Annotated in this window: 16 protein-coding genes; 9 read left to right on the top strand and 7 right to left on the bottom strand. The window is 61.3% G+C overall.

What is annotated here, in order from left to right:
- The first annotated feature begins 31 nt into the window (after positions 1-31).
- Positions 32-2,938 carry an RNA polymerase-associated protein RapA gene (gene rapA, locus ACJ8IP_RS15850; RefSeq protein ID WP_442524449.1) on the top strand — a complete coding sequence of 969 codons (2,907 nt, stop codon included), beginning with the start codon at positions 32-34 and terminating at the stop codon, positions 2,936-2,938.
- Between the two features lie 57 nt (positions 2,939-2,995).
- Positions 2,996-3,646 carry a bifunctional tRNA pseudouridine(32) synthase/23S rRNA pseudouridine(746) synthase RluA gene (gene rluA, locus ACJ8IP_RS15845; RefSeq protein ID WP_072626719.1) on the top strand — a complete coding sequence of 217 codons (651 nt, stop codon included), beginning with the start codon at positions 2,996-2,998 and terminating at the stop codon, positions 3,644-3,646.
- Between the two features lie 45 nt (positions 3,647-3,691).
- On the opposite strand, the gene djlA is transcribed toward rluA, so the two are convergent.
- Positions 3,692-4,513 (bottom strand): co-chaperone DjlA, encoded by an 822-nt coding sequence (gene djlA / locus ACJ8IP_RS15840; RefSeq protein ID WP_025301546.1) that lies wholly within the window; start codon positions 4,511-4,513, stop codon positions 3,692-3,694.
- Positions 4,514-4,741: 228 nt separating this feature from the next.
- Here djlA and lptD point away from each other — a divergent pair, with 228 nt between their 5' ends.
- The 6 genes from lptD to apaH all read left to right on the top strand — a co-directional run bounded on the left by lptD (position 4,742) and on the right by apaH (position 11,503).
- Positions 4,742-7,102: an LPS assembly protein LptD gene (lptD, locus tag ACJ8IP_RS15835; protein ID WP_021505352.1), complete on the top strand. Its 2,361-nt coding sequence runs from the start codon at positions 4,742-4,744 to the stop codon at positions 7,100-7,102.
- A 65-nt stretch (positions 7,103-7,167) separates the two neighbouring features.
- Positions 7,168-8,469, top strand: a complete 1,302-nt coding sequence (gene surA, locus ACJ8IP_RS15830; protein ID WP_033641834.1) for a peptidylprolyl isomerase SurA — start codon at positions 7,168-7,170, stop codon at positions 8,467-8,469.
- Positions 8,447-9,448: a 4-hydroxythreonine-4-phosphate dehydrogenase PdxA gene (pdxA, locus tag ACJ8IP_RS15825; RefSeq protein WP_370530061.1), complete on the top strand. Its 1,002-nt coding sequence runs from the start codon at positions 8,447-8,449 to the stop codon at positions 9,446-9,448. Before surA ends, pdxA begins: the two co-directional genes overlap by 23 nt.
- Positions 9,441-10,259, top strand: coding sequence for a 16S rRNA (adenine(1518)-N(6)/adenine(1519)-N(6))-dimethyltransferase RsmA (rsmA, locus tag ACJ8IP_RS15820; RefSeq protein ID WP_033641833.1), 819 nt, complete (start codon positions 9,441-9,443; stop codon positions 10,257-10,259). The genes pdxA and rsmA overlap by 8 nt, the downstream gene beginning before the upstream one ends.
- Before the next feature lie 12 nt (positions 10,260-10,271).
- Positions 10,272-10,649 carry a Co2+/Mg2+ efflux protein ApaG gene (gene apaG / locus ACJ8IP_RS15815; protein WP_015376624.1) on the top strand — a complete coding sequence of 126 codons (378 nt, stop codon included), beginning with the start codon at positions 10,272-10,274 and terminating at the stop codon, positions 10,647-10,649.
- Positions 10,650-10,651: 2 nt separating this feature from the next.
- Positions 10,652-11,503, top strand: a complete 852-nt coding sequence (gene apaH, locus ACJ8IP_RS15810; RefSeq protein ID WP_033641832.1) for a bis(5'-nucleosyl)-tetraphosphatase (symmetrical) ApaH — start codon at positions 10,652-10,654, stop codon at positions 11,501-11,503.
- Positions 11,504-11,549: 46 nt separating this feature from the next.
- Here the strand turns inward: apaH and ACJ8IP_RS15805 are convergent, their stop codons facing one another.
- The 4 genes from ACJ8IP_RS15805 to ACJ8IP_RS15790 form a co-directional block, all read right to left on the bottom strand.
- Positions 11,550-13,439 (bottom strand): PhoX family protein, encoded by a 1,890-nt coding sequence (locus ACJ8IP_RS15805; protein ID WP_042783673.1) that lies wholly within the window; start codon positions 13,437-13,439, stop codon positions 11,550-11,552.
- A 180-nt stretch (positions 13,440-13,619) separates the two neighbouring features.
- A complete protein-coding gene (gene folA, locus ACJ8IP_RS15800) occupies positions 13,620-14,102 on the bottom strand; it encodes a type 3 dihydrofolate reductase (protein WP_033637073.1) in 483 nt (160 codons plus the stop codon).
- A gap of 143 nt (positions 14,103-14,245) precedes the next feature.
- Positions 14,246-14,710 (bottom strand): threonine/serine exporter, encoded by a 465-nt coding sequence (locus ACJ8IP_RS15795; RefSeq protein WP_033651687.1) that lies wholly within the window; start codon positions 14,708-14,710, stop codon positions 14,246-14,248.
- Positions 14,707-15,507, bottom strand: coding sequence for a threonine/serine ThrE exporter family protein (locus ACJ8IP_RS15790; protein WP_033641829.1), 801 nt, complete (start codon positions 15,505-15,507; stop codon positions 14,707-14,709). Before ACJ8IP_RS15790 ends, ACJ8IP_RS15795 begins: the two co-directional genes overlap by 4 nt.
- A gap of 128 nt (positions 15,508-15,635) precedes the next feature.
- On the opposite strand from ACJ8IP_RS15790, the gene ACJ8IP_RS15785 reads away from it, so the two are divergent.
- Entirely contained in the window at positions 15,636-16,250 is a 615-nt protein-coding gene (locus ACJ8IP_RS15785) for a LysE family translocator (protein ID WP_089191171.1), read from the top strand.
- 34 nt (positions 16,251-16,284) lie between these two features.
- Here the strand turns inward: ACJ8IP_RS15785 and kefC are convergent, their stop codons facing one another.
- Together kefC and kefF are read right to left on the bottom strand one after the other, a co-directional pair.
- The gene (kefC, locus tag ACJ8IP_RS15780) at positions 16,285-18,138 is read right to left on the bottom strand and encodes a glutathione-regulated potassium-efflux system protein KefC (RefSeq protein WP_042783671.1); all 1,854 of its coding nucleotides are present in this window, start codon (positions 18,136-18,138) and stop codon (positions 16,285-16,287) included.
- Complete coding sequence (gene kefF / locus ACJ8IP_RS15775; RefSeq protein WP_033641826.1) at positions 18,131-18,688, bottom strand: glutathione-regulated potassium-efflux system oxidoreductase KefF; 558 nt, start codon at positions 18,686-18,688, stop codon at positions 18,131-18,133. Before kefF ends, kefC begins: the two co-directional genes overlap by 8 nt.
- Between the last annotated feature and the right edge of the window lie 167 nt (positions 18,689-18,855).

Here is an 18,855-nt window from a genome sequence, read left to right as displayed (position 1 = left end):
ACTTACTTACAAAGAATCGAGCCGACAATATATGCCTTTTACTCTTGGTCAACGCTGGATCAGCGACACGGAAAGCGAATTAGGACTGGGCACCGTCGTGGCGCTGGATGCGCGCATGATTACCCTGCTTTTCCCCGCCACCGGTGAAAACCGCCTCTATGCCAGAAACGATTCGCCGATCACCCGCGTGATGTTCAACCCGGGCGATACCGTCAGCAGCCACGAGGGATGGCAGCTGCAGGTGGAAGAGGTGAAAGAGGAAAACGGTCTGTTGACCTATATCGGCACCCGCCTGGACACCCAGGAAAGCGGCGTGGCGATGCGCGAAGTGCTGCTGGACAGCAAACTGACCTTCAGCAAGCCGCAGGATCGCCTGTTCGCCGGCCAAATCGACCGCATGGATCGTTTCGCGCTGCGTTTTCGCGCCCGCAAATACCAGAGCGAGCAGTATCGCCTGCCGTTCGCCGGCCTGCGCGGCATGCGCGCCAGCCTGATCCCGCACCAGCTGCACATCGCTCATGAAGTCGGCCAGCGCCATGCGCCGCGCGTTCTGCTGGCGGACGAAGTCGGCCTCGGCAAAACCATCGAAGCCGGCATGATCATCCACCAGCAACTTCTGGCGGGCCGCGCCGAACGCGTGCTGATCGTGGTGCCGGAAACGCTGCAGCACCAGTGGCTGGTGGAGATGATGCGCCGCTTCAACCTCTACTTCTCGCTGTTCGACGACAGCCGCTACGCCGAAGCCAAGCTCGACAGCAGCAACCCGTTCGAGACCGAACAGCTGGTGATCTGCTCGCTGGACTTCGTGCGCCGCAACAAGCAGCGCCTGGAAGAGCTGGCGGACGCCCAGTGGGATCTGCTGGTGGTCGATGAAGCGCACCACCTGGCCTGGAGCGAAGAAGCGCCGAGCCGCGAATATCAGGTGATCGAACAGCTGGCCGAGCATATCCCCGGCGTGCTGCTGCTGACCGCCACCCCGGAACAGCTGGGCCAACAGAGCCACTTTGCGCGCCTGCGCCTGCTCGATCCGAACCGTTTCCACGACTACGGCGAGTTCGTCGCCGAACAGCAGAAATACCGTCCGGTGGCCGACGCCGTCACCCTGCTGCTGAGCGGTGAACGCCTGGCCGACGACAAGCTGAACCTGCTGGGCGAGCTGATCGACGAGCAGGACATCGAACCGCTGCTCAAAGCGGCCAACAGCGAAGGCGACAACGCCGAGCAGGCGCGCCAGGAGCTGGTGGCCATGCTGATGGATCGTCACGGCACCAGCCGCGTGCTGTTCCGCAACACCCGCAACGGCGTGAAGGGCTTCCCGCACCGCAACCTGCACCAGATCAAGCTGCCGTTGCCGACCCAGTATCAGACCGCGATCAAAGTGTCCGGCATCATGGGCGCCAAGAAATCCGTCGAAGCGCGCGCGCGCGACATGCTGTATCCGGAGCAGATCTACCAGGAATTCGAAGGCGAAAACGCCACCTGGTGGAACTTCGACCCGCGCGTCGAATGGTTGCTGGATTACCTGCTGGCCAACCGCAACGAAAAAGTGCTGGTGATCTGCGCTAAAGCCGATACCGCGTTGCAGCTGGAGCAGGTGCTGCGCGAGCGTGAAGCGATCCGCGCCGCGGTGTTCCACGAAGGGCTGTCGATCATCGAGCGCGACCGCGCCGCCGCCTACTTCGCCTCCGAAGAGGAAGGCGCGCAGGTACTGCTGTGTTCCGAGATCGGTTCCGAAGGCCGCAACTTCCAGTTCGCCAGCCAACTGGTGATGTTCGATCTGCCGTTCAACCCGGATCTGCTGGAACAGCGTATCGGCCGTCTGGACCGTATCGGCCAGATGCACGATATCCAAATCATGGTGCCTTACCTGGAGCACACCGCACAGGCGGTGCTGGGCCGCTGGTTCCACGAAGGGCTCGACGCCTTCGAACACACCTGCCCGACCGGCCGCACCATCTACGACAGCTGCTACGAGCAGTTGATCGGCTATCTGGCCGCGCCGACCGAGCAGGAGGGCCTGGACGAATTCATCCACGCCTGCCGCCAACAGCATGATCAGTTGAAAGCGCAGCTGGAACAAGGCCGCGACCGCCTGCTGGAGATGCACTCCAACGGCGGCGACAAAGCCCAGGCGCTGGCCGCCGCCATCGCCGAGCAAGATAACGACGTTAACCTGGTGGGCTTCGCGCTCAACCTGTTCGACATCGTCGGCATCAATCAGGAAGATCGCAGCGACAACCTGATCGTGCTCACGCCGTCCGACCATATGCTGGTGCCGGACTTCCCGGGCCTGCCGCAGGACGGCTGCACCGTCACCTTCGATCGCGATCAGGCACTGTCGCGCGAAGACGCGCAGTTCGTCAGCTGGGAACACCCGATCATCCGCAACGGTCTGGATCTTATCCTGTCCGGCGATACCGGCAGTTGTGCGGTGTCCCTGTTGAAAAACAAAGCGTTGCCGGTCGGCACCTTGCTGGTTGAGCTGGTGTACGTGGTGGAAGCCCAGGCGCCGAAGCATCTGCAGCTGACCCGCTTCCTGCCGCCGACGCCGATCCGCATGCTGATGGACCGCAAGGGCACCAACCTGGCGGCGCAGGTCGAGTTCGAAAGCTTCAACCGCCAGTTGAACGCGGTCAACCGCCACACCTCCAGCAAGCTGGTCAACGCCGTGCAGCAAGACGTGCACGCCATGCTGCAGCAGGCGGAAAGCCTGGTGGAAGCGCAGGCACGCACGCTTATCGAGCAGGCGAAGCAAGAGGCGGACGACAAGCTGAGCACCGAGCTGGCGCGTCTGGAAGCGCTGAAGGCGGTCAACCCGAACATCCGCGACGACGAAGTCGAGACGCTGGAGTTCAACCGCCGTCAGGTGCTGGCCAACCTCAATGAAGCCGGCTGGCGTCTCGACGCCATTCGTCTGGTGGTGGTCACCCACCAGTAACCGGCGCGACGCGGGGAGGTGGTTGCCTCCCCGTTCGGCCCTTTTCGCGGAGCCAAGATGGAACCCTACAATCCCCCGCAGGACCCGCTGCACATCCTGTATCAGGATGAACACATCATGGTGGTCAACAAGCCCAGCGGCTTGCTGTCGGTGCCCGGCCGCGCGCCGGAAAACAAAGACAGCCTGATGACCCGCATTCAGGCCGATCATCCGGCCGCCGAATCGGTGCACCGGCTGGATATGGCCACCAGCGGGGTGATCGTGGTGGCGCTCAACAAGGCCGCCGAGCGTGAGCTGAAGCGTCAGTTCCGCGAACGCGAACCGAAGAAATCCTATATCGCCCGCGTTTGGGGGCATATGGCGCATGACGAAGGGTTGGTGGATTTGCCGCTGATCTGCGACTGGCCGAACCGGCCGCTGCAAAAGGTGTGTTTTGACACCGGCAAAGCGGCGCAGACGGAATATCTGGTGCTGTCGCGCGACGCCGACGGCAGCACCCGCGTGAAGCTGACGCCGATCACCGGCCGCTCGCATCAGCTGCGGGTGCACATGCTGGCGCTGGGACACCCGATCCTCGGTGACGGTTTCTACGCCCCACCGGAGGCCAAAGAGATGGCGCCGCGGCTGCAGCTGCATGCGCAAGAGCTGCGCATCACCCACCCCGCCTTCCAGACGCCGATGCACTTTCGCGCCGAGCCGGATTTCTGAACCCCATGTTAAACGGGCCCGGCATGCCGGGCCCGCTTTCATCGCTTATTTAAAACCTTTCTCGCGTTTGATCAGGTCGTACGCAGCCTGGATCTCCTGCGCTTTCTGCTTGGCCATTTCCATCATCTCCGGCGGTAAGCCTTTCGCCACCAGCTTATCCGGATGGTGTTCGCTCATCAGCTTGCGGTAGGCGCGTTTGATGGTGGCGGCATCGTCGCTGCTGCGCACGCCGAGCACCTTGCACGCATCGTCGAGCGTCGGGCCGCGCTGAGCCTGCTGATAACCGCCCTGCGAATACCCGCCCTGCTGACCGCCGCCGAACTGACGCCCGCCCTCCATCATGCTGAGGAACTGATCGAACTGCGCGCGCGAAATGCCCAGCTCTTCGGCGATGACATACAGCACCTGACGTTCGTTCGGGTGCAGCGAGCCGTCGGCGAACGCCGCCTGAATCTGAATTTCCAGAAACATCCGAATCAGATCGAAGCGGCCGAAACAGATGCTGCGGAACTGCTGCAGCGTCTCACGCAGCGGGAACTGGCTCTGTTTGCCCTCGCGGAACGCCTGCTGCGCCGCAGTGCGGGCTTCGCCGTGCAGCTGCAGGCGATCCATGAACAGGCTGGCGATCTGGATATCCGCCTCGGTGACGCGTCCTTTGGATTTGGTCAGGTGGCCCATAACCTGAAAAGTGGTGCGGAAAAACAGCGTTTGCCGCGTTTGCTGGTCGGTGAAAAACCCCCGGCTGCGCTTGTTGCTGCGCGCCGTATCGATCATATGACCGATAATCAGCCCCAGAACTACACCCCAGAATCCCGCGCCAGACCAGATGGCGACGATGACGCCGAGCAGTTTTCCCCAATACTGCATATACTCCTCAATTATCATGCCGAAAGCCGCCCGCTCTCCTCCGTTTCAGGAAAGGGCGCAGGCGATTTTTCCTAGAATTTGGATTATCATACCTGTCATTTATCTTTGCGCCTAACGACGACGCAAGTAAACGGCTGGATTTAGCACTAGCGCAACGCAGATGAGTAATATAGTCTCTGACCGTTTGCCGGACACGACGCCTCTGATGACGGAACACCAAAACCGCGTATGAAAAAAAGTTTCCCAACACTGCTGGCCACGATGATTTGGACGGCACTCTACAGTCAGCATGCGCTGGCTGATCTGGCCGAGCAATGCATGCTTGGCGTTCCTGTTTACGACAAGCCTTTGGTCAGCGGCGATCCGAACAGCCAGCCGGTGACCATCAATGCCGATGACTCGCGCGCCGACTACCCAAAAAGCGCCCTGTTCAGCGGCAACGTGCATATCGAGCAGGGCAACAGCACCCTGACCGCCAAAGAAGTTGAGCTGAATCAGACGCAAAACCCCGGCCAGACGGAACCGGTGCGTACCGTCACCGCCACCGGCGACGTGCACTACAGCGACAATCAGATCAAACTGAAAGGCCCGAAGGCCTGGTCTAACCTGAATACCAAAGATACCGACGTCTATGAAGGCGACTACCAGATGGTAGGCCGTCAGGGACGCGGCGACGCCGACAAGATGAAAATGCGCGGCGCCAACCGTTACACCATCCTGGAAAACGGCACCTTTACCTCCTGTCTGCCGGGCGATGACAGCTGGAGCGTGGTCGGTTCCGAAGTGATCCACGATCGCGAAGAGCAGGTGGCGGAAATATGGAACGCCCGCTTCCGCATCGGCGGCGTGCCGGTGTTCTACAGCCCGTACCTGCAGCTGCCGGTCGGCGACAAGCGCCGTTCCGGCTTCCTGATCCCGAACGCCAAGTACGGCAGCAACAACGGCTTCGAGTTCATGTTGCCGTACTACTGGAACATCGCGCCGAACTACGACGCCACCATTACCCCGCACTATATGTCCAAGCGCGGCCTGCAGTGGCAGACCGAGTTCCGTTATCTGGTGCAGCCGGGCCTCGGCCTGATGGAGTTCGACTGGTTGCCGGACGACAAGGAATACGGCAAAGATCATGACGACAACAAACGCTGGCTGTTCTACTGGAACCACAACGGCGTTATGGATCAGGTGTGGCGCTTCAACGTCGATTACACCAAGGTCAGCGATTCCAAGTACTTCACCGATCTGGACTCCAAATACGGCTCCACCACCGACGGCTACGCCACGCAGAAATTCAGCCTCGGCTACGCCAACGAAAACTGGAACGCCACGCTGAGCTCCAAGCAGTTCCAGATTTACGACGATACCGATCGCTCACAGTCGGACTCGTATAAAGTCCAGCCGCAGTTGGATCTGAATTACTACAAGAACGACCTCGGTCCGTTCGACTTCCATATTTACGGCCAGGCGGCCAAGTTCACCAGCGTCAACCCATACAGCCCGGACGCCACCCGTCTGCATATGGAACCGACGCTGAGTCTGCCGCTCACCAACGGCTGGGCCAGCCTGAACACCGAAGCCAAGGTGATGGCGACCCATTACCAGCAGGATATTCCTGACGGTTTCGCCGCCAACTACCAGAGCCGCAAAAACGCTGCCGCGCCGGAGCTCGATGATTCGGTCAACCGCGTACTGCCGCAGTTCAAAGTCGACGGCAAGCTGGTGTTCGAGCGGCCGATGATCTGGGCCGAAGGCGCCACCCAGACGCTGGAGCCGCGCGTGCAGTACCTGTACGTGCCGTACCGCGACCAGAGCAACATCTACACCTACGACACCACGCTGCTGCAGACCGACTACTCCGGCCTGTTCCGCGATCGCACCTACAGCGGCCTGGATCGCATCGCTTCGCAGAACCGCGTGTCTACCGGTTTGACCACGCGCATTTATGATGACGCGCTGGTTGAACGTTTTAACGCTTCCGTGGGTCAAATCTACTACTTCAGCCGTTCGCGCACCGGCGATCGGGTAACCGGGTACGACAACAACGACGATACCGGCAGCGTGGCCTGGGCCGGCGATACCTATTGGAAAATCGACGATCGTTGGGGCCTGCGCGGCGGCCTGCAGTACGACACCCGCCTGAACAGCGTCTCGCTGGGCAACGGCGTGGTGGAATACCGCCAGGATGCCGAGCGCGTAGTGCAGCTGAACTACCGTTACGCCACGCCGGAATATATCCAGACGGCGTTGAACACCAAAACGGTTCCGGCCTTCCAGGACGGCATCTCGCAGGTGGGCATCACCGGCAGTTGGCCGATCGCCGATCGTTGGGCGGTGGTCGGGGCGTACTACTACGACACCCGCGCCAAACAATCCGCCGATCAGCTGGTGGGGCTGAAGTACAACACCTGCTGCTGGGCGGTGACGCTGGGCTATGAGCGCAAGATCACCGACTGGAACAACAGCAACAATACCAGCGTTTACGACAACAGAGTTTCGTTCAACGTCGAACTGCGCGGCCTGAGCAGCGATCATAGTCTCGGCTCCGCAGAAATGCTGCGCTCCGGCATTCTGCCGTATCAGCGCGCATTCTGACGCTTTGCAACACTTTGAAAACGAGAACTTTCACCCGCATTTGCGGATTACATAATGGGAAATGTATGAAGAACTGGAGAACGCTTATTCTCGGATTGGTGGTTTGCGCCAATGCCGCGTTCGCAGCACCCCAAGAAGTGGATAAAGTCGCCGCCGTCGTGGATAACGGCGTGGTACTCGAAAGCGACGTCAACGGACTGTTGCAGTCGGTGAAGCTCAACGCCCAGCAGGCCGGTCAGCAACTGCCGGACGACAAGACGCTGCGCCATCAGATCATCGAACGTCTGATCATGGATAACATCCAGCTGCAGATGGCCAAGAAAATGGGCATCACCGTCTCCGACGCCGATCTGGACAAAGCGATCGCCAACATCGCCGCGCAGAACCGCATGAGCGTCGATCAGCTGCGCAGCCGCCTGTCGTACGAAGGGCTGAACTACAACACCTACCGCGCGCAGATCCGCAAAGAGATGCTGATCTCCGAAGTGCGCAACAACGAAGTGCGCCGCCGCGTCACCATCCTGCCGCAGGAAGTGGACGCGCTGGCCAAACAGGTGGGCGCGCAGAACGGCAGCGACACCGAAATGAACATCAGCCACATCCTGATCCCGCTGCCGGAGAACCCGTCGCAGCAGCAGGTCGACAAAGCCGAAGAGCTGGCCAAACGCCTGGTGGGCGAGATCAACAGCGGCGCCGACTTCGGCAAGCTGGCGATCACTTACTCCGCCGACTCTCAGGCGCTGAAAGGCGGCAACATGGGCTGGGGCAAGCTGCAAGAGATCCCGACCCTGTTCGCTGAACGCCTGGTCAGCGCCAAGAAAGGCGACGTCGTCGGCCCAATCCGTTCCGGTGTCGGCTTCCATATCCTGAAAGTCAACGACATCCGCGGCGCCAGCCAGTCGGTGTCGGTCACCGAAGTGCATGCCCGTCACATCCTGCTGAAACCTTCGGTGGTGCTGACCGACGACCAGGCGCGCGCCAAACTGCAATCCGTGGCGGAAGCGATCAAGAGCGGTCGCGCCAAGTTTGCCGACGAAGCCAAACAGCTGTCGCAAGATCCGGGTTCTGCGATGCAGGGCGGCGATCTGGGCTGGGCTTCTCCGGACATCTACGATCCCGCCTTCCGCGATGCGTTGCTCAAGCTGAGCAAAGGTGAGATCAGCGCGCCGGTGCACTCTTCCTTCGGTTGGCACCTGATTCAGCTGCTGGATACCCGTCAGGTGGATAAGACAGACGCCGCGCAGAAAGATCGCGCTTACCGCATGCTGTTCAACCGTAAGTTCGCCGAAGAGGCGCAGACCTGGATGCAGGAACAGCGCGCCCAGGCTTACGTGAAGATCCTCGATGGCAGCGATGCGCAGCAATAAACGCGTCGTCATTACCCCCGGCGAACCCGCCGGGGTGGGGCCGGATTTGGTAGCCGCCCTGGCGCAACAGGATTGGCCTGTTGAGCTGGTGGTGTGCGCCGATCCGGCCCTGTTGCTTGAACGCGCCCAATGTTTGGGCCTGCCGCTGACGCTGCGCGACTACCAGCCGCAGCAGCCGGCCGAGGCGCAACGCGCCGGCACACTGACCGTGCTGCCGGTGTCGCTCGCTCAGCCGGTCACCGCCGGTGAACTGAACGTCGGCAACAGTGCCTACGTGGTGGAAACCCTGGCGCGCGCCTGTGACGGCTGCCTGAACGGCGAGTTTGCCGCCTTGATCACCGGCCCGGTGAACAAGGGCGTGATCAACGACGCCGGCGTGCCGTTTATCGGCCATACCGAATTCTTTGCCGATCGCAGCCGCTGCGATCGCGTGGTGATGATGCTCGCGACCGAAGAGCTGCGCGTGGCGCTGGCGACCACCCACCTGCCGCTGCTGGCGGTGCCGGGCGCCATCACGCAGCAGAGCCTGTTCGAAGTCATTCGCATCCTCGACCACGATCTGAAAACCAAATTTGGCATCGCCCAGCCGCACATTTACGTCTGCGGTCTGAATCCCCACGCCGGGGAAGGCGGCCATATGGGGCGCGAAGAGATAGACACCATCATCCCGGCGCTCGACGCGCTGCGCGCTGACGGTATCCATCTTGTCGGCCCGCTGCCGGCGGACACCCTGTTCCAGCCCAAATATCTGCAAGATGCCGATGCGGTGCTGGCGATGTATCACGATCAGGGGCTGCCGGTGCTAAAATACCAAGGGTTCGGCCGCGCGGTGAATATCACCCTCGGTTTGCCTTTCATACGCACCTCGGTCGACCACGGTACCGCTCTGGAACTGGCCGGCACCGGCACCGCCGATGTCGGCAGTTTCCAAACGGCCCTGAATCTCGCCATTAAAATGATAATTAATTGTAATGAATAACAGAGTCCACCAAGGGCACTTTGCCCGCAAACGCTTTGGACAAAACTTTTTAACCGATCAGTTTGTCATCGATAGCATTGTCTCCGCCATTCACCCGCAGCCGGGCGAAGCGGTGGTCGAGATCGGCCCCGGCCTCGGCGCCTTGACCGAACCGGTCGGCGCGCGCATGGACCGCATGACGGTGATCGAACTGGACCGCGATCTGGCCACTCGGCTGGAGAATCACCCGCAGCTGAAAGACAAGCTGACCATCCGCCAGCAGGACGCCATGACGGTGAATTTCGCCGAACTGGCCGAGGAGGCTGGCCAACCGCTGCGCGTATTTGGTAACCTGCCGTACAATATTTCGACGCCGCTGATGTTCCACCTTTTCAGCTATACTCAGGCAATCCGCGACATGCACTTTATGTTGCAGAAAGAGGTGGTCAACCGTCTGGTGGCCGGCCCGAACAGCAAGGCCTACGGGCGTTTGACCGTGATGGCGCAGTACTACTGCAACGTCATCCCGGTGCTGGAAGTGCCGCCGACCGCGTTCGCGCCGCCGCCGAAGGTCGATTCCGCCGTGGTGCGCCTGGTCCCGCACACCGAGCTGCCGAACCCGGTGGGCGACGTGCGCATGCTGAGCCGCATCACCACGCAGGCGTTCAACCAGCGGCGGAAAACCATCCGCAATAGCCTGGGCGATCTGTTCACGCCGGAGCAGCTGACGGAGCTGGGCGTCGATCCTTCGCTCAGAGCAGAGAATATTTCTGTGGCGCAGTACTGCAAGCTGGCGAACTGGCTGTCAGCCAATCCGGCGCCGCAGCAATAAGGAGTTGTTGTCATGATTGATTCGCCCCGCGTGTGTATTCAGGTTCAGAGCATCTATGTGGAATCACAGTCGATCCCTGAAGAAGAGCGTTACGTCTTCGCCTATACCATTACCATCCGCAATCTGGGGCGGACCAACGTGCAACTGCTGGGCCGTTACTGGCTGATCACCAACAGCAACGGCCGCCAAACCGAAGTCCAGGGCGAAGGCGTGATCGGCGAACAGCCCGTCATTCCGCCCGGTGGAGAGTTTCAGTACACCAGCGGCGCCATTCTGGAAACGCCGCTGGGCACCATGGAAGGCCATTACGAAATGGTTGACCATCAGGGTCAGCCGTTCCGCACCGCTATTCCCGTGTTCCGCTTAGCCATTCCAACGCTGATCCATTAATTATGTCGACATACCTTATCGGCGACGTTCACGGCTGTTTCGATGAACTGAAGTCGCTGCTGGCTCAGGTTGCGTTCGATCCCGAGCGCGATCAACTGTGGCTGACCGGCGATCTGGTGGCGCGCGGCCCCGCCTCGCTGGACGTGCTGCGCTATGTGCGCTCGCTCGGCCCGGCGGTGCGCATGGTGCTGGGCAACCACGATCTGCACCTGCTGGCGGTTTACGCCGGCATCAGCCGCAACAAACCCAAAGATCGCATCACGCCGCTGCTGGAAGCGCCGGACGCCGACGAGCTGATCAACTGGCTGCGCCGCCAACCGGTGCTGCAGGTGGATGATGAGCAAAAACTGGTGATGGCCCACGCCGGCATCACCCCGCAGTGGGACATCGACACCGCGAAAATGTGCGCGCGCGAAGTGGAGGCGGTATTGAGCAGCGACAGCTATCCGCTGTTCCTCGACGCCATGTACGGCGACATGCCGAACAACTGGGCGCCGGAGCTGAGCGGCCTGGCGCGCCTGCGTTTCAGCACCAATGCGCTAACGCGCATGCGCTACTGCTTCCCCAACGGCCAGCTCGACATGATCTGCAAAGATGCGCCGGGCAGCGCGCCGGCGCCGCTGAAACCGTGGTTCGAGCTGCCGCGCCTAGTGGACCCGGAATACACCATCATCTTCGGCCACTGGGCCTCGCTGGAAGGCAAGGGTACGCCGGAGGGCGTGATCGGGCTGGATACCGGCTGCTGCTGGGGCGGCGATCTGACGATGCTGCGCTGGGAAGACCGCCGTTACTTCACGCAGCCCGCCAATCGCGGCGAAGCGCCTGACCACGCCGGCAGATTAGCCGCATCCTGAAACGATAAAGGCGGCCCGGTGGCCGCCTTTGTTCTGTATTGCCGCCTTACGCCCCAATCACTCCGCCATCTTCACGCGTGATCATCAACACCGATGAACGCGGGCGCGGGCTGTTGTTCGGGAAGTGCGAATCGCCTTCTTCTCCGGGATGCTGTACGTTGACGAACATCGTCTTGTAGTCCGGGGTGAAGGTGATGCCGGTCAGTTCGCAGGACTTCGGCCCCACCATGAAACGGCGGATCTCGCCGCTGACCGGATCGCCCACCAGCATCTGGTTGTTGCCCTGCCCGACGTAATCGCCCTTGTTGCTGTACTTGCCGTCGGTGAGGATCCACAGACGGCCGGCGCGATCGAAGCCCAGCCCGTCCGGGCTGTTGAAGGTGTTTTCCGCCGTGATGTTCGGCGTGCCGCGGTTGACGCCTTCGGGGTGGGCAATCGGGTTGCCGCATAGCGCATAGATGTCCCAGGCGAAGACGTCGGCGGTGGCGTCGCCGCCCTCGTCCCAGCGAATGATTTGGCCGTAGATATTGTTCGGTCGCGGGTTGGCGGCGTTCAACGGCATCCCTTCCTCGCCGCGCTTGCTGTTGTTGGTCAGCGTGCAGTACGCGCGCCCGTCATGCGGGTTCACCGCGATCCACTCCGGGCGATCCATTTTGGTGGCGCCGACCTGCTGCGCCGCCTTGCGGGCGAAGATCAGCACTTCGGCCTCATCGCGGAAACCGTTCTCCGGCGTCAGGCCGTTCTTGCCGAACTCAAGCGCAATCCAGCGCCCTTTGCCCTTCAGCGGCGTGCCGGCTTCATCGCCGTCGAACTGCGCCACGTACAGCGTCCCCTCATCCAGCAGCGTACGATTGTTGGCCGGATTGGCGGCGTCGACCACGCCTTTGGAGACGTACTTATAGATATGTTCGCCGCGCTCGTCGTCGCCCATATACACCACCAGACGGCCGTCTTTGGCCACGGTCACCGCCGCGTTTTCATGTTTGAAACGGCCGAGCGCGGTGTGCTTGATGGGCGTCGAGGTCGGATTCAACGGATCGATCTCGACAATCCAGCCGTGACGGTTGAATTCGTTGGGATTCTTCGCCACATCAAAACGCTCGTCATAGTCCGGCCAGTTGCGTTCCGGTTCGCTGGCCTTCAGCGTGTAGCGCTTCTGTTCCGGCGTGGTGCGATAATCGGCCTGACGGGTGCCGAAATAGGTGTCGAAGTTTTCCTCGCAGGTCAGGTAGGTACCCCACGGCGTCTTGCCGTTGGCGCAGTTGCCGAAGGTGCCCAGCACCTTGCGGCCGCTCGGATCGGCGGCGGTCTGCAACAGCGGATGTCCGGCGGCCGGACCGCTGAATTGCATCTCGCTGTTGGCGGTGATGCGGCGGTTATAGCGCGACGGGCGCTCCACCTCCCAGCGCTGGCCGTCGCCGACCCGCTTGACCGCGACAATGGAGACGCCGTGCGCCGCCTGCGATTTGCGCACCTCTTCCAGGCTGGTGGCCTTGGCGCCGCCGTGGGCGAACAGGTACTGCTCGTTAACGTATTCGTTATTGATGGCCATCACGCCGTGATTGTCATCGATAGGGAAAAAGCTCATGCCATCGTTGTTGTCGCCAAACTGTTTTTCCTGATCGGCGGCGCTGTTGTTGCCCTGCGGATCGAAGGCCGGCGCGCCGTCCACCAGCGGCTCGCCCCAGGAGATCAGCACCTCGGCGCGATAGCCTGGCGCTATCGTCACTTCATCGGCGGTAGACGCGGCGATGCCCCGGAAGCCCAGCAGCGTGTTCGGCGGCAGATCCTCGGCTAACGCCTCGGCGGAGACCGACCAGATGCCGCCGCCGAGAAAACCGGCCAGGCCGACGGCGCCGGCGCTGCCGAGCAGCAGCTTGCGGCGAGTGGGATCGATCAGGCGGTCGGCGTCTAATTGCTCAATTTGCTTGGTCATAACGTGGTTACCTTTTTAGTTATGGCGCCGCGGTCAAGATTCACCAGAGTTGCCGTGGCGCTCGGAGTTGGGCTTCATACTAATCAGGTAATGTGACGGAAAGGTTACGAATGACCGGCGCAAAAAGACCGGGGGCGCAATTGCTTGCGCCCCCGGGGATGACTGGCTAACGCGCTAAGATCAGCGGCGCTGCAGGATTTCGAAGCAGTAGCTGTGCGAGTTCAGATCGTCGGCGTCGTGGAATTCGCTGAACGTGGTTTCCCACTCGTCCGGCTCGTAATCCGGGAAGTGAGTATCGCCGCCGACTTCGGCGTCGATGTGCGTCAGGTACAGGCGATCGGCGCGCGGCAGCAACTGGGTATAGATGCGCCCACCGCCGATCACCATCACTTCTTCCACCTCACCCGCGGCGGCCAGCGCCTCATCCAGCGAGGTCACCCAGGTCACCCCGGCGGCATTGCCCGGGCGGCTGCTCAAAACGATATTGTGACGGCCCGGCAGCGGGCGGCCGATGGACTCGAAGGTCTTGCGGCCCATAATAACCGGCTTATTCAACGTGTTGCGTTTAAACCACGCAAGGTCCGCCGGCAGGTGCCACGGCATGGCGTTTTCCATGCCAATAACGCGATCCGCCGCCAAGGCAGCGATCAGGCTGATAATCATTGTTTAACCCTGTGTAGGCAGCAAAATTGGTGACACTATACGTAAAGGCCTGAGTGCCGTCGATAGGCTAATCAAGCAAGATGAATATATAAGATAGCTCTTATCAGCATATCTAATAACCAACGTTCTTTTGCCGGGGAATTTCACACGCCGGGGCGTTTGCGGTACAACCACAGACCCGGTAACGACAGGCCGATCGACAACGCGCCGACGATGAAACTGGCCTTGAGGAAGTTGGTGATCATGGTCTCCATCAAAGCCTCGCTGTAGCCCAGATGCGAGATCTCCACCACAGTTATCATCGCGGTATAGGCGGAAATGCCGGGGAACATCGGGATCACCGCCGCCACGGTGAACACCTTCGGATGCGCCAACAGCCAGCGCGACCAATAGATACCGATGATGCCGATCAGGATCGCCGCCAGCAGCGACGCCCACTCGATGTTCATGCCCACGTGCATCATCAGCATGCGCGAGCCGCGCCCGATTGCCCCGAGCAACGCGCAATAGCGCAGCGCACGCAGCGGCACGTTGAACACCATGGCGAAGCCCAGCGCCGGCACCGCCGCCAACAGCATCTCCTGCAACAATGCCCACAGCAGACTCATGACCACCCCCGCAGATCCCACAGCGACATCGCCATCACCACGCCGATACAGGTCGCCAACGTCAACAGGCTGGCCATCGCCCAGCGCGCCAGCCCGGTGTTGACGTGCCCCTTGAACATGTCGGCCACCGCGTTGATCAGCGGGAAGCCCGGTACCAGCAGCAGCACGCTGGCGGCCATCGCCACGCTCGAGGTCTCTTTAAACACCGGCAGGCGCAGCAGCAGCCCGGATATCGACGTAGCGACAAACGCCGTCAGGCAAAAATTGATCAGCGGATTCATATGGCGGGCGGTGAGGATCTGGCGCACCAGCATCGCCGCGCCGCTGGCGATAAAGGTCACCAGGAAGGCGTCGCCGCCGCCACCGTTGAGCATGCTGAAACACCCGCAGGACAACCCCACCATCAGCACCACCAGCCAGCGCGGATAGCGCAGCGGCCGGATCTTTTCGAAGCGCCGCGCCACGTCGTGCGTATCCGCCAGGTGATGCTCGGCGAGGATCACGATATGCTGCACTTCCGTCACCACCTGCATATTGATGCCGCGATCGACATTCTTGCGGGTCGTGGTCAGGCAGGCGCCGTGGCTGAGGGTGGTCAACACCACCGCATTGGCGGAGATTGAACTTTCCACGCTGTCCATCCCCAGCGCCAACCCCAGGCGAGTGGACAACTGCTCCACCACCGTGCTCTCGGCGCCGTGCTGCAACAGCAGCAGCGCGCATTGAATGCACAAGCGGGTGATTTCACGCTGTTGCCGGTGCGGTTCCGGCCTGTCTGTGGCGGTAGTCTGCTGCATGGTGCTCCGTCGCTGGCGATAGATGAATTATTATCATAGAGCCTAACAATACCTCATTAGGTTGATGCGCATCAGAGGAAGCGGCGTTATTATCGCCAACATGCTGCCTTTTGCGCGAGATGCCTCCCATGCTTGAAACTTCACTGTTCGTCGCCGGCATTGCCGCCCTCGGCATGCTTTCCCCCGGCCCGGATTTTTTCCTGGTGATCAAAAACGCCGCCCGCTACCCGCGTCTGGCCGCCATGATGACCGCTTTCGGCGTGATCTGCGGCGTCGCCACCCACATGTCCTACTGCGTCGCCGGGCTGGCGGTGGTGATCACCACTACGCCGTGGCTGTTCAACCTGCTGAAATACGCCGGGGCGGTCTATCTGGTGTGGATCGGCATCCAGGCGCTGCTGTCGCGCGGCGGCGGCAAAATGAACGTCAGCAATCTGCCGCAGCAACAGGTCAGCCTGAAGAGCGCCTTTGCGCAAGGCTACCTGTGCAACCTGCTGAACCCGAAAGCCACCCTGTTCTTCCTGGCGGTCTTCACCCAGGTGTTGCAGATCGATTCCGGTCTGGGTGACAAGCTGTGGTACGCGGGGATTATTCTCGGCCTGTCGGTCATCTGGTGGCCGCTGCTGGTGTTTTTGATCCAGAGCGGGCCGGTGCGCCGCGGGCTGGAAAAGGCGCAGAAGATCGTCGACAAATTGCTGGGCGGCATGTTGATCGCCTTAGGCATCAAGGTCGCGCTGAGCTAAGCAAAAAAGGGGCGCCATCACGGCGCCCCTCCCCTTATCCTTTGGCTTCAACCACTTCGTCTTCCGGCGCCTTGCCGTCGATACTGCCGCGCCAGCCGGTCTGCTGCACCCGCGCCAGCCGATTCTGATCCTGCTCGATGGCCGCGCTGAGCATCTCCTTGGCCCGCTGCAGGCTGGCGATACGGAATTCAGTATCCTGGTAATTATCCAGCGTATCTTCCAGCATCTTCAGGTTATAGCGACGGAAAGTGTCCGCTTTCTCGCGCGCCTCATAGGCGTCCAGCCCCAGCAGCTCCAGCGTTTCACGGCCGACGCGCAGCGAGCTTTCGAAGGTTTCGCGCTCCGGTTTTTCCACCCCCAGCTGCCGCAACTGATACCAATGATCGACGTCGCGCGCCCGTGCCACCACTTTCAGATGCGGGAAGTGCTGCCTGGCCAGCTCGGTTAATGCCAGGCTGTCCTCCACATCGTCGATGGCGTTGATCAGCACCTTGGCGTGAGCGGCGCCGGCCGCCTCCAGCAGATCGGCGCGCGTGGCGTCGCCGTAGAACACCTTGGTGTCAAATTTACGCAGCGTTTCGATATGGTCCGGATCGTGATCCAATACCACGGTGTGCACGCCGTTGGCCAACAGTAAACGACCGGCGATCTGGCCGAAACGGCCGAAGCCGGCGATGATCACGCTGGCGTTCTCGTCATCAATGACATCAGCCGGGCGATCCTCTTTCGGCACATTTTTCTCCAGCTGCGCGGCGATCACCAACAGCAGCGGGGTGGCCGCCATCGACAGCGCCACCGCCAGCGTCAGCGACTTGGCCCATTCAACCGGCAAGACGCCGGCCAGCTGCGCGGCGCTGAAGATCACGAAGGCGAACTCACTGCCCTGCCCCAGCAGAATGGCGAACAGGCCGCGCTGGCGCTTCGGCACCCCGAGCAGCGGGCCGATCAGCCACAGCAACGCCGCCTTGATCAGCATAAAGCCCAGCAGCAACGAGGCGATCAGCAACGGATGATGGAACAGCGTGCCGAAGTCGATCGACATGCCGACGCCGATGAAAAACAGCCCCAGCAGCAACCCTTTGAACGGCTGAATATCGCTCTCCAGCGCGTGGCGGTATTCCGAGCTCGCCAACAGCACCCCGGCGAGGAACGCCCCCATCGCCATCGACAACCCGGCCATCTCCAGCAGGATGCCAAAGCCGAACACCAGGAACAGCGCCACGGCGCTGAACACCTCGCGCATGCCCGAACGGGCGACGAAGTGCAGCAGCGGGCGGGTGACGTAGCGGCCAAGCAGCACCACCATCGTCAACGCGCCCACCACTTTGGCCGCCGACAGTACGAAAGCGCCCAGCGTCGTGGTGGCGCCGCTGCTGGCCAGCAGCGGGATCATCGCCACCAGCGGGATCGCCGCGATATCCTGGAACAGCAGCACCGCAAACGCGCTGCGGCCGATCGGCGACGGCGTCAAATTGCGTTCGCTCATCGCCTGCATGGCGATGGCGGTGGATGAGAGCGCCAGCGTCAAACCGATCAGCAGCGCCACCTTCCAGTTGAGGCCGAGGAAGTAGCAGAAGGCGCTCAGCGCCAGGCCGCAGCCCACCATCTGAATGCTGCCGCCGCCGAACACCGAGGCGCGCAGCGTCCACAGCCGCTTGGGATCCAGCTCCAGGCCGATGATAAACAGCATCAGTACCACGCCGATCTCGGCGAAGGTCAGGATAGACTCGGCATCCGACACCAGCTTCAGCCCCCAGGGACCGATAATGCAGCCGGCGATCAGGTAACCGAGCACCGAACCCAGCCCCAGGCGCACCGCAATCGGCACGAACAGCGCGGCGGAACCGAGATAGATCAGCCCCTCGATCATCATGTGGTGGTTATCCATGGCTGGCCTCCCGGGTTTCCGCTTCGGCATGTTCCATCAGATAGTCGACCAACCGCTGCCGGTAGGCTTCGCCGGCGGCGATCAGCGCCGGTTCGTTGCAGGTAAAGGTGTTGTGCAGGGCGAAGTACGGCTGCCAGTTCATGCCGCAATAAATCGCCGTGGCCTGCAGCGGCTGCGCCAGCGCGGCGAAGTTGGGAAAATCGCCCAGTTCGAAATGGTGCTCGTCACCACCGCTGGTCACCGCCCACAGGCAGTCTTTGCCCACCAGCGCGTTGCCGTCGTGGCCATAGGCCCAGCCGTGCTCCAGCACTTTGTCGATCCACAGCTTCAACAGCGGTGGGAAGCTGTACCACTGCATCGGATGCTGCAGCACCACCATGTCGGCGCGCTCCAGCGCCTGTTGCTCGGCGTTGATATCGATATTGAAATCGGGGTACAGCTCATACAGCGAGCGCACCTCCACCTCGGGAAGATCCCTCACCGCCTGCAGCAGGCGGTGATTGGCATGCGAATGCCGGGGATACGGGTGAGCATAAATTATCAGAATCATTGTTATCGTCGTTCCTTCGTTCCTTGCCAATACACCAAGCATATACCAATCACACAGAGTGACAGTTTGCCCACTGATTGATAGCGGAAATTTTTAACGCCAGCCTACAAATTCACTGAATAAAAAAGGGCGCTGCATCTGCAGCGCCCTGGCGTAGCGTTCGCGCG

The organism is Serratia sp. CY52157 (assembly GCF_052168495.1).
GTDB lineage: Bacteria > Pseudomonadota > Gammaproteobacteria > Enterobacterales > Enterobacteriaceae > Serratia > Serratia ureilytica.
This window is presented reverse-complemented; position numbering and strand designations above follow the sequence as displayed.

Coding starts and splice junctions, on each gene's coding strand:
- lptD (WP_021505352.1), top strand. CDS start 4,742: ATGAAAAAAAGTTTCCCAACACTGCTGGCCACGATGATTTGGACGGCA.
- apaH (WP_033641832.1), top strand. CDS start 10,652: ATGTCGACATACCTTATCGGCGACGTTCACGGCTGTTTCGATGAACTG.
- djlA (WP_025301546.1), bottom strand. CDS start 4,513: ATGCAGTATTGGGGAAAACTGCTCGGCGTCATCGTCGCCATCTGGTCT.
- kefC (WP_042783671.1), bottom strand. CDS start 18,138: ATGGATAACCACCACATGATGATCGAGGGGCTGATCTATCTCGGTTCC.
- rapA (WP_442524449.1), top strand. CDS start 32: ATGCCTTTTACTCTTGGTCAACGCTGGATCAGCGACACGGAAAGCGAA.
- rsmA (WP_033641833.1), top strand. CDS start 9,441: ATGAATAACAGAGTCCACCAAGGGCACTTTGCCCGCAAACGCTTTGGA.
- pdxA (WP_370530061.1), top strand. CDS start 8,447: ATGGCAGCGATGCGCAGCAATAAACGCGTCGTCATTACCCCCGGCGAA.
- ACJ8IP_RS15795 (WP_033651687.1), bottom strand. CDS start 14,710: ATGAGTCTGCTGTGGGCATTGTTGCAGGAGATGCTGTTGGCGGCGGTG.
- surA (WP_033641834.1), top strand. CDS start 7,168: ATGAAGAACTGGAGAACGCTTATTCTCGGATTGGTGGTTTGCGCCAAT.
- rluA (WP_072626719.1), top strand. CDS start 2,996: ATGGAACCCTACAATCCCCCGCAGGACCCGCTGCACATCCTGTATCAG.
- ACJ8IP_RS15790 (WP_033641829.1), bottom strand. CDS start 15,507: ATGCAGCAGACTACCGCCACAGACAGGCCGGAACCGCACCGGCAACAG.
- kefF (WP_033641826.1), bottom strand. CDS start 18,688: ATGATTCTGATAATTTATGCTCACCCGTATCCCCGGCATTCGCATGCC.
- apaG (WP_015376624.1), top strand. CDS start 10,272: ATGATTGATTCGCCCCGCGTGTGTATTCAGGTTCAGAGCATCTATGTG.
- folA (WP_033637073.1), bottom strand. CDS start 14,102: ATGATTATCAGCCTGATCGCTGCCTTGGCGGCGGATCGCGTTATTGGC.
- ACJ8IP_RS15785 (WP_089191171.1), top strand. CDS start 15,636: ATGCTTGAAACTTCACTGTTCGTCGCCGGCATTGCCGCCCTCGGCATG.
- ACJ8IP_RS15805 (WP_042783673.1), bottom strand. CDS start 13,439: ATGACCAAGCAAATTGAGCAATTAGACGCCGACCGCCTGATCGATCCC.